Genomic DNA, 13515 nt, shown 5'->3' with positions numbered 1-13515 from the left:
CCCCTCCCCCCGTGAGACTTCGGGCCGCCCCCTCGCAAAATCGGCCAGTGGCCCATTCTGATCCGTCCACCTCGCAGATTGGGCCACTCGCCCCCTCGGCGACACCCCCCTGGCACGGACCCACCCCGAAAAATCGACCAGTGGCCCATTTTGACGCGTCCACCTCGCAGAATGGGCCAGAATCCTGGTCCCCCAGAGCGACCACAAGACCCCAGGCCCTGGATGTCCGTTCAGGACGCGGTTCGTTCGCTTTCCCTCTGCACCCCAGCGAGCCGCCACGCGGTACATCTGGCAGAGCATCGGCGTCCGATGCCCTCGCCACGAACTCCCTTCCAACCACGCTGACGGAGGACCTCGGCCAGGATGCTGGCAACTGAGCAGGGGCTCAGGACCACGTCGTGCCACCCGAAGCGCAGCGTCACATAGCCCCTGAGCAGGTGTCGGTTGTCCCTCTGCGCATCGCGCCACCTCGCGTCGCCCTCATGGCCTCGTCGTCCATCCAACTCGACAACGACTCCATACTCCTCAAGCACCACGTCGCTTCGGGTCCCCTTCGACAAGGAGATCTGGCGCAACCCCTCCGGCAGGTGATGCGGCCTGACCACCTGGTGCAGGAAGTGGCTCTCCAGCGTGCTCTGGATGCCGTCGGCCAGGTCGGGCAGGAGGTTCAGGATCAGCTTGCGATGCTTGAGGCAGGACAGGTCGACTGCCCTGTCCCGCAGTCGTTGGGGCGTGGTGACTCCCTTGACCAACGCCGCGGTGAGGAACTCGAGGACACGTCTCGGGGAAACCTCTGCACAAGCCTCGAGCACAGCGTCCTCCGGCCCGACCATGGGCAGGGCACCCGATGCCGGGCGATGTCCCCGGCGAAACATCCAGGGCCCCTGAGTGCGGGAGCGCTCGCCCCAGACCAGAATGCGGGTGGGTTCCTCACCGACTCCCCGCAGATGTGCCGCGGCGAGGCCGCCGATTGCGGCTGGCCCGTCAGCGAGGAGGATTCCGCCCCAGCAGACAGACTGGAAATCTGGCGGCCGGGTCGCGTAGACGCCCTGGCCGAGCCGGGTCCAGTCGCCGTTGCGCAAGAGCCGGCTCAGCATGGTCTGGGAGCAGCCTGCGGCCAACACCTGTGGCCTGCTGACCACCCAGTGCTGCGCTCGCGCGATCTCGGACAGGTCGGTTGGGATCAACGTCTTGGTATGCATACCTGTTCTGTCCGCCGTCTGGCCGCCGTCGTCCCATGTATCCACACCCTCGCTTCCATCCATCGATCTTTATCCACAGGTGAGTATTCGGTCTTCTGAGCGCCAGCAGTATTGCGGTTGAGCGCCATCTGCTTGGACGGGGGTTCGTGGGGTTGAGCGCCACCGGATCGTGGCGGTGAGCGCCGGGTGTGGGGGTTCGTAGGCTCCTCCTGCCGTGTGGCCTATCACGCGGCAGAAGGAGTGATTGGGATGGTACGCAAGATCAAAGCGAAGCTGGTGCTTCGGCTGCGCGAGGAGGGGTTCTCGGGCCGGCAGATCGCCGCGCAGGGCATGTCCCGCCATAGCGTGACCGCAGTGATCGAGGCCGCCGACCGGGAGGGTGTCGGCTGGGATGATGTGGCCGACCTGGACGAGGCCGCGGTGTATGCCCGACTGTTCCCGGGCCGTGGGGAGCATGAGAGCGTGCATGCGCAGCCGGACTGGACGTCGGTGCATCGTGAGCTCGCCCGGGTTGGGGTGACGTTGAAGCTCCTCCATGGCGAGTACGTCGACAGGTGCCGGGCGGAGGGGTCGACGGCGATGGGCTATGACCGGTTCTGCAAGAACTATCAGCAGCACGTCCTGATCAGCGGGGCGGCGTCGCGGATCGGTCACAAGGCCGGACAGTCGGTGGAGGTCGACTGGTCCGGGCCGACGATGCAGCTGACCGATCCGGTGACCGGGCAGCAGCAGCGGGTCTACTTGTTCGTGGCCACGTTGCCGTTCTCCCGCTACGCGTTCGTCGAGCCTGCGCGGGATATGCGGCAGGACACGTGGCTGCGGGCGCATGTGGCGATGTTCGACTGGTTCGGCGGCTCGGGAGCTTGTCAAGTTGTTTGTGTAAGGGTTTCGGTCTCCGGGTGGTTTAGAGGTAGGGGTTGATGCGGTCGGGGTAGGCGATGGCGAGTTGGGCCAGGGCCTGTTTCCAGTTGGTGGTGACTTGTCCTTCGACGAGGCGGCCTTCGGCGTTGCGTTTCTCTCCCTTCTTGCGTCCTTTCTCCTTGGCGCGGTCGCGGGCCCGCTTGTCCTCGATGTTGCAGATCGCCAGCCACAGCAGCTTGACCGCGGCCTCGTCGGAGGGGAAGTGGCCTCGGTTCTTGGTCACCTTCCGCAGCTGGTAGTTCAAGGATTCGATGGCGTTGGTGGTGTAGATCACGCGCCGCAGCATCGGCGGGAACGCCAGGAACGGGATGAACTTGGTCCACGCATCGGTGAACACGCGCACCGTGTTCGGGTTCCCGCGACCGAGTTCGGAGGCGGCGAACTCCTCCAGCGCGGTCTTCGCGGCGTCGGCGTCAGCGGCCTGGTAGATCGGCTTCAACGCCGCCGCCACCTGCTTGCGGTCCTTGTAGTTGACGAATCGCATCGCGGAGCGGATCAGGTGCACCACGCAGGTCTGGACGGTCGAGTCGGGCCAGGTCGCCTCGACGGCCTCGGGGAAACCGGTCAGCCCGTCGCAGCACACGATCAGCACGTCGCGGACGCCGCGGTTGGCGAGCTGCGCGCAGACCCCGGCCCAGAACTTCGCGCCTTCCGTGGCCTGGATCCAGATCCCCAGCACGTGCTTGATGCCGTCGATGTCGACCCCGACCGCGATGTGAGCGGCCTTGTTCCGCACGTGGGCGCCGTCGCGGATCTTCACGATCAGCGCATCGAGGTAGATCACCGGATAGAACGAATCCAGCGGCCGCTGCTGCCACACCATCACCTCATCGGCGACCTCGTCGGTGATCTTCGAGATCGTCTCGCGGCTGATCTCGGTACCGATCGTGGAGACCAGGTGATGCTCGATGTCACGGACCGTCATCCCGCCCGCGTACAGCGAGATGATCATGTCATCGAGCCCTGACAGGCGCCTGGAGCCCTTCGGGACCAGCATCGGAGTAAACGACCCGTCCCGGTCTCGGGGGATCGCCAGATCGACGTCCCCGACGCTGGTGGCCACCGTCTTCGGATACGACCCGTTGCGGGAGTTGGGGAACATGTCGGCGTCCGGGTCGCCCTTGTCGTAGCCGAGGTGGTCGCTGAGCTCGGCCTGGAGGCCGCGCTCGAGGCCGGCCTTGATCAGCTGCTGGATCAGCCCGTCGCGGCCCTCCAGCTGGACCTCACCGGCATCGATGCGGGCATACAGGTCATCCAGCGCCCCGGAGGCCTCCAACGCGGACACGCCCTCACGCTGAGCACGGCGCCGGTCCTCACGGTCCAATCTGTCTATCACGGTCATCATTCTGCTTTCGTGTCAGGAGCCCCACCCCTTACACACACCATCTGACACCCTCCGGCTCGGTCCCGCGGATCGTTCCGGACAACCTGAAGACCGGGGTGATCAAACACCCCGCAGAGGGTGAGGTGGTCCTCAACGACGCATATCGGGAGTTGGCGGCGCACTACTCGGCGGCGGTGCTGCCCGGCAGGGTCCGGAAACCCAAGGACTATCCCGAGGATTGTGTTATCCCGAGCGCTGGTCGTCGCGCCTTGTCAGCGGTGGTAGGGACGGGTGCTTTCTCGGGATAACCGAGCATGTCTATGTTCCTCATCTCTGTAGTTCTTCAAGTGGAGGTGAGGGGTCATGAGTGTTCCTGTTGGGGAGTTGATCGCGCGGACTGACTCGGCTGTGACCGCGCTGGGGCTTGCGCCGTCGACGTTGTGGCAGTACCGGTGGGCGTGGTCGCAGGTGGAGTTGTTCTGTTCCCAGCGAGGCGACGATGAGCTCACAGACGAGATCACGGCCGAGTTCTTGTGCTTCGTGGCGGGAGAGCATGGACTGGGCCGGATCAAGGACTGGAAGCGCAAGCTGCTGCGCAAGGCCGTGCTGGTGTTGTCGGAGGTGGCCAGGACCGGGACCTACAGGTGGTCGGTGTCCCGGCGGAGGCATCCCAACGACGGCCTGGAGGCGGTGTTGCGTCGGGTCCAGGATCAGTTCGAGGAGTGGCTGACGGGCCGCGGGTTGGCGCTCGACACTCAGCATCTGTATGCGACCGTGGCCCGAACAGTGCTGGCCTGGCTGCCCGAACGGGGGATCACCGACGTGCGGCAGCTGTCGCGTGAGGACGTGTCCGCGGCGGTGGTGTTCCTGGGTGGACGCTACCGGCCGGGCAGTATGCGCACCGTGGTGACCGCGCTGCGGGTGTGGTGCCGCTTCCTGGAGGACGCCGGTCTGCGCGCGGGGCTGGACGGCGCGGTTCCGGCGGTGTTCTCCCGACGCATCCACGCGGTGAGGGTACTGTCGGCGCGCGCCGTTGAGCAGTTGGTCGATTCGACTGATCCTGGCACTCTGACCGGCCGCCGGGACCGGGCGATGCTGCTGTTGGCGGCCCGGACGGGATTGCGTCCGGGCGATATCGCTGGCCTGCGGCTGCAAGACATCGATTGGCGGCAGGGCCAGATCACGCTGATCCAGCGCAAGACGGCGACGGTGTTGACGCTGCCGCTGTTGGCGGATGTGGGTACCGCGATCGCCGAGTATCTCCTCCACGATAGACCTGCTGGCGTCGGCGACGATCACGTGTTCCTGAGATCGCAGGCCCCGCATGTCGCCTTGTCGCCGTCGAGTGATCTGTATCACGTGGCGGCAGGGGCGTTCGCCCGCACCCATGCCGCCTCGACCGGCGAGGCGGGCCGCGGGATGCGGGTGCTGCGGGCATCGTTGGCGACCAGGATGCTCGAGCGGGACACGCCGTTGCCGGTGATCGCCGGCGCCTTGGGGCATCGGGGAATCGACTCCGCGAAGCACTACCTCGCCGCCGACGAAGACCGAATGCGGCAGTGCTGTCTGGACCTCGTAGGCATCGAACCGGACCAGGCCCGGCCGTGACCGGGCTGGTCAGTGGCTTGGCCACGCACATCCAGTCCCTCCTGCAGGTCAAGCACGCGCTCGGGCTGCCCTACACGACATCGCAGCGGCATCTGCACGATTTCGACGCGATGTGCGCCGCGGCGGATCCCGGGCAGACCACCCTGACCCGCGAGATGGCCATGAAATGGGCCGCCGGCCGGCCAGGCGAGCACGTCAACGGGCAGATGCGAAGGATCACCCCCGTCAGGCAGCTGGCCAAACACATGACCGGGCTCGGGGTCGACGCCTACGTGATCCCGCAAGGCATTCCGGGCAAGCAGATCCGCTACCGCCCGCACCTCTACACCCGTTCGCAGCTACGGGCGATCTTCGACGCGGCCGACCGAATCACCGAGTCCCCTTACGGCGCGCTGCGGCATCTGATCATCCCGGTGATGTTCCGGATGATCTACTGCCTGGGTCTGCGACCCGGCGAGGCCCGCCAGCTCCACCGCAACGACGTCGACCTCGCCCACGGCACCATCCACATCCGCGAATCGAAAGGACACAAGGACCGGCTGGTGTTCCTCTCTCCCGACCTGCACGACTACTGCCGCCGATACGACACCGCGATCAGCCCACACCACCGGGACCGGGTCGCGTTCTTCCCGAACCGCACGGGCGGCTTCTACAGCCGAAGCACCATCGACCACTGGTTCAGCGAACTACTCGACGGCGCCGACCCGCCGATCACGGCCAGCCCCGGCTCACCGCCGCGTGTCTACGACCTTCGCCACGCCCACGTCGTCGAGGTCATCAACCGATGGGCCCGCGCGGGCCGCGACCCAGAGGCGCTGGTCATCTACCTGAGCCTGCATCTGGGCCACACCAATCCCGACGACACCTGGTACTACTTCCACCTCGCCCCAGATTTCCATCCCGACCTGCGCCGACTCGCCAACACCGACCTCGAAACCACCCTCCCGGAGGCGTCCCATGCAGTCCTCTGACGACTTCTTCCGGCTCGTCCGCTCCTGGCTGACTATCCACCTGCCCCGAGCACGCAGACTCAGCCCCCACACCATCCGCTCCTACAAGACCGCGCTGACCATGCTGCTGACCTACCTGCGTGAAACCCGCCACCTCGAGCTGAGCCAGGTCACCTTCGACGTCATCGACCGCGCCACCATCGCCGGGTTCACCCTCTGGCTGACCGACACCCAACACCTGGCCGCCTCGTCGGCGAACCAACGCCTGGCCGCGATCAAATCGTTCCTCTCCTACTGCGCTGGGGAAGACCCAGCGCTCGTGGCCCTTTGGCTGGACGTGAAGCAGACACGCCCCGCCCGCACCCCTGCCCGCGCCCCCGACCCGCTGACCATCCCCGCCGTCGACGCCCTGATCCGCGCACCCGGACAACACACCCGCCGAGGCCTCCGCGACACCACGCTCATCCTGCTCCTCTTCGACACCGCCGCCCGCATCCAAGAAGTCCTGGACCTGCGGATCGCCGACATCGACACCGCCCCCGGCCGCGGGAGGGTGACCGTCACCGGCAAAGGCCACAAGACCAGAACCATTCCCATCATGGACAAAACCGGCCGCCACCTCGACCACTACGCCAGCGTCTTCCACCCAGGCAAGGCGGCGCCCGAGGCGCTGCTGTTCTACACCACCCGCTCGGGCCGACCCCAGCCGATGAGCCAGGACAACGTCACCTTCCTGCTCAACAAGCACGCCAGGAACGCGCGCACCGACTGCCCAGAACTCCCTGAACGGATCCACGCCCACCAGCTACGGCACGCCCGCGCCATGCAAATGCTGCGCGCCGGAGTGCCGCTGCCCCACATCAAGGAGTTCCTCGGCCACGCCAGCATCACCACCACCAGCATCTACGCCACAGCCGACAGCCAAATGGTCCGCGACGCGATCCAGAAAGCCGCCGTCACCACACCCGACCCCGCACCCCTCTGGAAAGGAAACGACGACCTGATCCTCCAACTCGCCGGACTCACATGATTATCCCGAGAACCCACCCGTCCCTACCACCGCTGACAAGGCGCGACGACCAGCGCTCGGGATAACACAATCCTCGGGATAGTCCTTTTTATCCCGAACTCGGGATAAGAAGGACAAGGCCAGCGTCGAGAACACGGTCGCGCATGTCGCGACGTGGGTGATCGCCGGGCTCCGGGACCGCCGCTTCGCGACCCTGCCCGAGCTGCGCGCCGCGATCAACCAGCGGGTCGAGGCCTACAACCGCGAACCCTTCCAGAAGAGGGCGGGATCACGCCTGAGCGTGTTCGAAGCGGAGGAGAAACCGCTGCTGCGGCCGCTGCCCGCGGTCGCGTTCGAGATCAGCCGCTGGGTCTACGGGCGTCGAGTCCAGAAGAATGGGCATGTCGTGTGGGAGAAGAACTTCTACTCCGTCCCCTACACCCGCATCGGTCGCAGCGTCGACCTGCGGGTCACCGACACGACGCTCGAGGTGTTCACCGGTCACACACGGCTGACCAGCCACCTGCTCGCACCCCCAGGAGTGTTCAACCAGTACCGCACCCACGACGCCGACCTGCCTGACGGGCCCCGCTACCGGCAATGGGACGCGGCCAGGGTCCGCCAGTGGGCCGGCCGCGTCGGGGAGAACACGCTCACAGTGGTCAACCGGATCTTCGAGTCCGTCCCCGTCGATGAGCAGGGCCTCGATGCCGCGCTCGCGGTCCTGCGCCTGACCCGCCGCTACTCGACCGAACGCCTCGAAGCCGCCTGCCAGACCGCGCTGGCCTCCCGGGTCCGCTCACCCCGCTACGCCCATCTGAGACCGATCCTGGAAACCAACCAGGACCACACCGGCAGGCAGAGACCCCAGACTCGACCAGAGAACGGCGACGGTGGGCCGGTCGGGTACGTGCGTGGCGCCGACTACTACGGAGGCGCACGATGACCCGGATCGATACCGAGACCAAACGCAAGCTCCGCGAGATCGGCGCCACCTGCCTGGTCGATGCCCTGGAAACCCAGGACGACACCCTCACCCTCGGGATGGTGTTCGAAGAACGCATCAAGCTCGCCGTCGACGACGCCCACGCCACCTTCACCCACGGCAAGGTCGAGGGCCTGATCCGCCGGGCCGGGCTGCGTTACCCGAACGCGGACTTCCGCCGCCTCGACCTGGTCGAACAGCGTGGCCTGGACCGCGGGGTGATCGCCCAACTCGGCACCTGCGCCTTCATCACCAGGCAGCAGAACGTCGTGTTCCAAGGCTTCACCGGATCTGGGAAGTCGTATCTCGGCTCCGCGCTGGCGAAACAGGCCTGCCAGCACCGGTATCGGGCGCACTACATACGCATGCCCGACCTCGAGGAAGCCTGGGCCTCAGCTAAGGATCGGCCCGCCGGGAAGGAGAAGTTCCTCCGCAAGTACGCCGCGTTCACGCTGCTCGTGATCGACGAATGGCTCCTCGACCCACCCGACGACAGCACCCGCAGCATGCTGCTGGAACTCCTCGAACGCCGCTACGACGCCGTCTCCACCGTGTTCTGCACCCAGTACGCGAAGAAGGACTGGCACCAGCGGCTCGGCTCCGGCGTCCACGCCGACGCGATCATGGACCGCATCGTCCACAACACCATCTGGATCGAAACCGGCGGCACCAACATGCGCGAACACACCGCCACCACCTAACCCACAGCCGGTGAGCGCCAGCACGACCCCCGGTGGCGCTCACCGGCACTACCCCCGGCGCTCGACCCCAATATCCAGTGGCGCTGAACCGCGATAACCAACGGCGCTCAGGCGGTCAAATACTCACACAGGCGGCCACCTGTGTGACGTAGTCGTCGACGGCAACGGCGACGACACCGTCCGTCCCCACCCCGAGGGTTGTGGCCGGAAATACCAACCGGACCACCCAGAAAAGGCCACTGGCCGATTTTGGGAAGGCCACGACACGAGATGGGGCACCCCCGAGACGACACCGTCCGTCCCCACCCCCAGGGTTGTGGCCGGAAATACCAACCGGACCACCCAGAAAAGGCCACTGGCCGATTTTGGGAAGGCCACGACACGAGATGGGGCACCCCCGAGACGACACCGTCCGTCCCCACCCCCAGGGTTGTGGCCGGAAATACCAACCGGACCACCCAGAAAAGGCCACTGGCCGATTTTGGGAAGGCCACGACACGAGATGGGGCACCTCAGAGACGACACCGTCCGTCCCCACCCCCAGGGTTGTGGCCGGAAATACCAACCGGACCACCCAGAAAAGGCCACTGGCCGATTTTGGGGGCGGGGGCGGGGCGGCGCAGAAGTCACGGAATCCCGGATCCACTGGCCGATTTTGGGGGCGGGGGCGGGGCGGCGCAGAAGTCACGGGATCCCGGATCCACCGGCCGATCTTGGGACGGGCTCAGCCGCCGAAGAAGTCACGGATCCCGGATCCACCGGGCGATCTTGCGGGTCGGCTCAGCCTCCGCAGAGGTCGCGGATCCACTGGGCCTCGTGGACGACCGGGCGCCCCGCCACGAGCGCGCCCTCGACGACGAATCCCTCCTCGCGGTCGCGGAGATAGCCGACGAGACGACCCCGCCAGTCCTCGACCTCGGCTGCCCGGGTCTCGTCTGCGACGAGGTCGTGCAGCTCCTGCGGGTCCTCGTCGAGGTCGAAGAACTGCTCGATACCGGAGCCCGACCACCAGGCGAACTTCCGGTGGCCGTCGGTGACCCAGTGCATCGACTCCCAGCCGTCCATCTCGTAGGTGTGCTCGCCGTGCACCTCGCTGCGCCACTCGACGGACTCCCCGTTCATCAGGGGCAGCACGCTGACGCCATCGACGCTGTCCGGCACCTCCACACCGGCGATGTCGAGGATGGTCGGCATCACGTCACGCAGCTCCACCACCTGGTCCACGCGGGGAACGACGTAGCGTCCCCCCGGCAGGCGCACGATGAACGGCACGTGCGCGGCCCCCTCGTAGCCGACCGTCTTCCTGTAGAAGTCGTGGTCACCCAGCATGTCGCCGTGGTCGGAGACGAACACGAAGGCCGTGTTGTCCGCCAGGTTGAAGTCGCTGAGGGCCTCCACCAGCCGGTTGAGCTGGTAGTCGATGTGGGTGATCAGCCCGTAGTAGGCGGCCAGCGCCCGCCGGCGGACCTCCGGCTTCTGACGGCCGTGCATCGGCTCGGCGAGGTAGTCGACCCGGAAGCGGGCGAACGCCTCGGTCCACTCCCCCACCGGTGGGTCGGGGATCTCCTGGTCGACGTACTGGTCGAACGCCCACTGCGGCGGGTCGTAGGGCGCATGCGGCCGGTGGAACGACAGGTACAGGAAGAACGGCACCGTTGGGTCGCGCCGGTGGAGCCAGTCGATGGCCTCCGACCCGATCCAGCTGGTGGGGTGCAGTTCCTCCGGCTTGTCCCAGGGCCTGGCCATCATGGAGTTACAGCCCACACCGTGATCGGTCTCGGCGGCGGCCGCCATCCCGGGCTGTCGGCGCAGCCACGTGACGTAGTCGTCGATGCGCTGCAGGTTCCTGCCGCTCATGCGACGCGCGAAGTGGAGGAACCCGTCGTGGAGCCGGACGTCGTCGAACCCGACCCGGTCCCGCTCGGGATAGACGTGCATCTTCCCGATGGCCTGCGTCTGGTAGCCGTTGGCCCCCAGGACCCCCGGCAACGTCGTCTGATAGGCCTGCGAGAAGGGCACACCGTCGCGGTAGCCGTAGCGGCCGTGCGACTCCTGGCTCTGCCCCGTGAGCAACGCGACGCGCGCCGGCACGCAGGTCGGCGTCGCGCTGTAGGCGTGGGTGAACGTCGTCCCCCCTGCCGCCAACTGGTCGAGATAGGGCGTCTGGACGATGGGGTTCCCCACGCCCGACATGGCGTCGCCGCGCATCTGGTCCACACAGACCAGGATGATGTTTGGTTTGTCGTTCATCCCTTTACCGCTCCTGAGAAACTCTCCACGAAGTACCGCTGCAGGAAGATGAACAGCACGATGATCGGCAGCAGGGCGATCGATGCGGCTGCGGTCATGAGGCCCCAGTCGGCGTTGAACTGGTTCTGCAGGTCGTAGATCCCGACCGACAGGGTACGCAGCTCCGGCCTCGTCAGGGTCAACACGAGCGGGAGCAGGAAGTCGTTCCAGCTGTGCATGAACTGCAGGATGACACCGGTGGCGATGACCGGCTTAGCCAGGGGCAGGTAGACGCTCCAGAAGACGCGCAGGAAGCCTGCGCCGTCGATGCGCGCCGCCTCCTCCAGTTCCTTCGGCATCTGGGCGAAGAACCCGGCGAACAGCAGGACGATGACGACACTGACGCCGCCGGCCTCCGCGAGCGTGACGCCCCACAGGCTGCCGCCGAGCCCGATCCTGTTGATGATGTCGAAGATCGGGATGACCGTGAATCCCTGTGGCAGGAAGATCACCAGGCCGAGCAGCACGAAGATGACCGCCTTGCCCGGGAACCGGTACCGCCCCAGCGCGTACCCCATGAGGGCGTTGCTGAACACCGAGATGATGATCGAGAACACGGTCACGAACACGCTGTTGAAGAAGTACTGCCCCATGTTCGCGTCGTTCCACGCGTTGATGTAGTTGCTCACCCGCAGGGTGGGCGTGAACGGGTTGAGTGAGCCGAAGATCTCGACGTTGCTCTTGACCGACGACGTCACCATCCAGAAGAAGGGATACGCGAACACCACAGCCAGCGGCACCATCACCACGAGGGTGACCGCGAGGGCGATCTTGTCGGCCCTGGTGAACCGGCGCCTGCCCTGGAGCTCACGCAGCTCCCGCTTGGAGCTTCTCGCCCGGTGCATGTCAGGCTCCCATCTGTGATTTGCGCAGCGACAACCCACGGACCGCCGCCGCCGGGCCCTTCGACGGCAGCGCACCAGCCTGCTCGCCGTCCTGACCTACGCTCCCCTCAACCCGTGGGCGGAGAACCTGCTGACCCAGGTGCAGGAACAGGCGGCGGCACGCTCGACCGAGACCGTCATCCTGCGCTACACCGACGAGGACCATCTCACGCGCCAGGTGAAGCTCATCCGCGGGGCCTCGCCGACGCCGTCCTGGTGCTCGGACTCGAGGACATGCCGGAGCAGATCACCGCGAGGCTGGCCGCGCTGCCCGTGCCGGTGCTCGCGTTCGCGAACGAGGCGCCGCCCGGGATCTCACTGGTCCGGCAGAGGGAGCAGGGGGCCATCGTCGAGTTGTTCGCGCACCTGGCGGACAGGGGCGTGACCCGCATCCACTACGTGGCGGAGGCCTCCCACCTCCACCGCAAGGTGCGGGTCCGCCGGACGGGCTGGGTGACGCAGGCCGCGGCGGCGCACGGGCTCGACCCCGTCCTGCACCGCATGACGCCGCTGCCGACCCCGGACGAGATCGACTCCGTCATGTCCGCCGTTCCCACGGACGGCACGACGGCCCTGGTCTGCGCCTCAGACAGGACGGCGATCCCGCTGCTCTGGGCCAGCCTCGCCAGGGGGATCAGCGTCCCGGGTGCACTTCGGGTCTCGGGCATGGGCAACATCACCGAGGGCGAGGTGTCGGCGCCGACGCTCACCACCCTCGGCGTCCGCTCCCCCGACTACCGCTCAGCGATCGGCCACCTGCTCGACCGGGTCGAGGAGCCGGGGATCGCACCGACCGCCGTCGACGTCCCCTGGCAGCTGGTGGTGCGGGCGTCGACCTAGTCGTCGGCGCCGTGCCGCCACGGGAACACCGGCTGCCGACGCTCCGCGAAGGCGGCGATACCCTCCCGCAGGTCGGGCCCCTCGTGCGCCTGCCGCACCCACGAGATGGCCCGCTCGGCGTTGAGATCGCGGCGGACGAGGCCGTCGACGATCTCCTTCGAGGCCCGTAGCGTCAGCTGGCTCAGCCGGCCCATCGCCAGGGCGATCTCCAGCGACCTGTCGAAGGCGCCGCCCAGTTCCGTGACCTCGTTGACCAGGCCGACCGCCTGTGCCCGGTGGGCATCGATCCGGGACGCGGTGAACAGCAGTTCCTTGGTCACCGAGGGACCCATCAGGTCGATCATCCGCTTCGTCGCCGACACCGGGAACACGATGCCCAGCCTGGCCGGCGGCACGGAGAAGGAGGCCCCCTCCCCCGCGATGCGCAGGTCGGCGCCGAGCGCCAGCTCGCATCCCCCGCCGTGGCAGTGGCCCTCGATGGCGGCGATGACGGGCTTGGGGCTCTCGGCGAGCGCAGCCTCGGCGCGGATGGGGCCCTCGGCGTGGTGCAGCTCATCCAGGTTGGTGATGTCCGAGCCTGCACAGAACGAATCACCCTCCCCGTGGATGATGGTGGCTGTGACGTCGTCGTCGGCATCGACGATCGACATCAGGCGCGGCACCTCGCGCCACATCGCATCCGTCATGGCGTTGTGTTTGCCCGGGCGGTCGATGGTGAGGACGGCGATGCTGCCGTGACGGCTCAGCTCGATGTGTGGCATGGCCCCATCATGCGGCCTCCCCGGCGTCCGCGCAGGTGTGG

General features: G+C 67.0%; 10 protein-coding genes and 3 pseudogenes. 8 read left to right on the top strand and 5 right to left on the bottom strand.

Translation table 11 applies throughout. The annotated features are described in order from the left end of the window. Positions 1-230: 230 nt before the first annotated feature. Positions 231-1187 (bottom strand): type IV toxin-antitoxin system AbiEi family antitoxin domain-containing protein, encoded by a 957-nt coding sequence (locus tag H9L22_RS01595; RefSeq protein ID WP_187721330.1) that lies wholly within the window; start codon positions 1185-1187, stop codon positions 231-233. A gap of 264 nt (positions 1188-1451) precedes the next feature. Between H9L22_RS01595 and H9L22_RS01590 the strand changes: the two are divergent. Next, a pseudogene (locus H9L22_RS01590) lies at positions 1452-2060 on the top strand (IS21 family transposase); the annotation flags it as partial. A gap of 46 nt (positions 2061-2106) precedes the next feature. On the opposite strand, the gene H9L22_RS01585 reads toward H9L22_RS01590, so the two are convergent. After that, positions 2107-3465, bottom strand: a complete 1359-nt coding sequence (locus tag H9L22_RS01585; RefSeq protein ID WP_187720347.1) for an IS256 family transposase — start codon at positions 3463-3465, stop codon at positions 2107-2109. 53 nt (positions 3466-3518) lie between these two features. Here H9L22_RS01585 and H9L22_RS01580 point away from each other — a divergent pair. The 6 genes and pseudogenes from H9L22_RS01580 to H9L22_RS01555 all read left to right on the top strand — a co-directional run. After that, a pseudogene (locus tag H9L22_RS01580) lies at positions 3519-3674 on the top strand (IS21 family transposase); the annotation flags it as partial. A 136-nt stretch (positions 3675-3810) separates the two neighbouring features. After that, complete coding sequence (locus H9L22_RS01575) at positions 3811-5055, top strand: tyrosine-type recombinase/integrase (RefSeq protein ID WP_187719970.1); 1245 nt, start codon at positions 3811-3813, stop codon at positions 5053-5055. Further along, complete coding sequence (locus tag H9L22_RS01570) at positions 5052-6026, top strand: tyrosine-type recombinase/integrase (protein ID WP_187719971.1); 975 nt, start codon at positions 5052-5054, stop codon at positions 6024-6026. Before H9L22_RS01575 ends, H9L22_RS01570 begins: the two co-directional genes overlap by 4 nt. After that, on the top strand, positions 6013-7035 hold the full coding sequence (locus H9L22_RS01565) for a tyrosine-type recombinase/integrase (protein WP_187721329.1): 1023 nt from the start codon (positions 6013-6015) through the stop codon (positions 7033-7035). Before H9L22_RS01570 ends, H9L22_RS01565 begins: the two co-directional genes overlap by 14 nt. Before the next feature lie 94 nt (positions 7036-7129). Continuing rightward, positions 7130-7960: pseudogene (locus H9L22_RS01560) on the top strand (Mu transposase domain-containing protein); the annotation flags it as partial. Then, positions 7957-8700: an ATP-binding protein gene (locus tag H9L22_RS01555; RefSeq protein WP_187719714.1), complete on the top strand. Its 744-nt coding sequence runs from the start codon at positions 7957-7959 to the stop codon at positions 8698-8700. The pseudogene H9L22_RS01560 and the gene H9L22_RS01555, both read left to right, overlap by 4 nt. A gap of 780 nt (positions 8701-9480) precedes the next feature. On the opposite strand, the gene H9L22_RS01550 is transcribed toward H9L22_RS01555, so the two are convergent. Beyond that, positions 9481-10950 (bottom strand): arylsulfatase, encoded by a 1470-nt coding sequence (locus tag H9L22_RS01550; protein ID WP_187721328.1) that lies wholly within the window; start codon positions 10948-10950, stop codon positions 9481-9483. Continuing rightward, on the bottom strand, positions 10947-11834 hold the full coding sequence (locus H9L22_RS01545) for a carbohydrate ABC transporter permease (protein ID WP_187721327.1): 888 nt from the start codon (positions 11832-11834) through the stop codon (positions 10947-10949). Before H9L22_RS01545 ends, H9L22_RS01550 begins: the two co-directional genes overlap by 4 nt. On the opposite strand from H9L22_RS01545, the gene H9L22_RS01540 reads away from it, so the two are divergent. Continuing rightward, on the top strand, positions 11829-12713 hold the full coding sequence (locus tag H9L22_RS01540) for a substrate-binding domain-containing protein (protein ID WP_320060568.1): 885 nt from the start codon (positions 11829-11831) through the stop codon (positions 12711-12713). The two genes, H9L22_RS01545 and H9L22_RS01540, sit on opposite strands and share 6 nt — an antisense overlap. On the opposite strand, the gene H9L22_RS01535 is transcribed toward H9L22_RS01540, so the two are convergent. Continuing rightward, a complete protein-coding gene (locus tag H9L22_RS01535) occupies positions 12710-13474 on the bottom strand; it encodes an enoyl-CoA hydratase/isomerase family protein (protein ID WP_187721325.1) in 765 nt (254 codons plus the stop codon). The genes H9L22_RS01540 and H9L22_RS01535 overlap by 4 nt on opposite strands. Positions 13475-13515 lie beyond the last annotated feature (41 nt).

Origin of the sequence: Tessaracoccus defluvii, assembly GCF_014489575.1 — a bacterium.
In the GTDB taxonomy this organism is placed as follows: Bacteria; Actinomycetota; Actinomycetes; order Propionibacteriales; family Propionibacteriaceae; genus Arachnia; species Arachnia defluvii.
The sequence above is the reverse complement of the archived record's forward strand: the minus strand, read 5'-3'. Positions and strand labels throughout refer to the sequence as shown.

Bases quoted from the DNA above. Each gene is read 5' to 3' on its own strand.
- H9L22_RS01550 (WP_187721328.1), bottom strand. From the start codon at position 10,950: ATGAACGACAAACCAAACATCATCCTGGTCTGTGTGGACCAGATGCGC.
- H9L22_RS01565 (WP_187721329.1), top strand. From the start codon at position 6,013: ATGCAGTCCTCTGACGACTTCTTCCGGCTCGTCCGCTCCTGGCTGACT.
- H9L22_RS01535 (WP_187721325.1), bottom strand. From the start codon at position 13,474: ATGCCACACATCGAGCTGAGCCGTCACGGCAGCATCGCCGTCCTCACC.
- H9L22_RS01545 (WP_187721327.1), bottom strand. From the start codon at position 11,834: ATGCACCGGGCGAGAAGCTCCAAGCGGGAGCTGCGTGAGCTCCAGGGC.
- H9L22_RS01555 (WP_187719714.1), top strand. From the start codon at position 7,957: ATGACCCGGATCGATACCGAGACCAAACGCAAGCTCCGCGAGATCGGC.
- H9L22_RS01585 (WP_187720347.1), bottom strand. From the start codon at position 3,465: ATGACCGTGATAGACAGATTGGACCGTGAGGACCGGCGCCGTGCTCAG.
- H9L22_RS01575 (WP_187719970.1), top strand. From the start codon at position 3,811: ATGAGTGTTCCTGTTGGGGAGTTGATCGCGCGGACTGACTCGGCTGTG.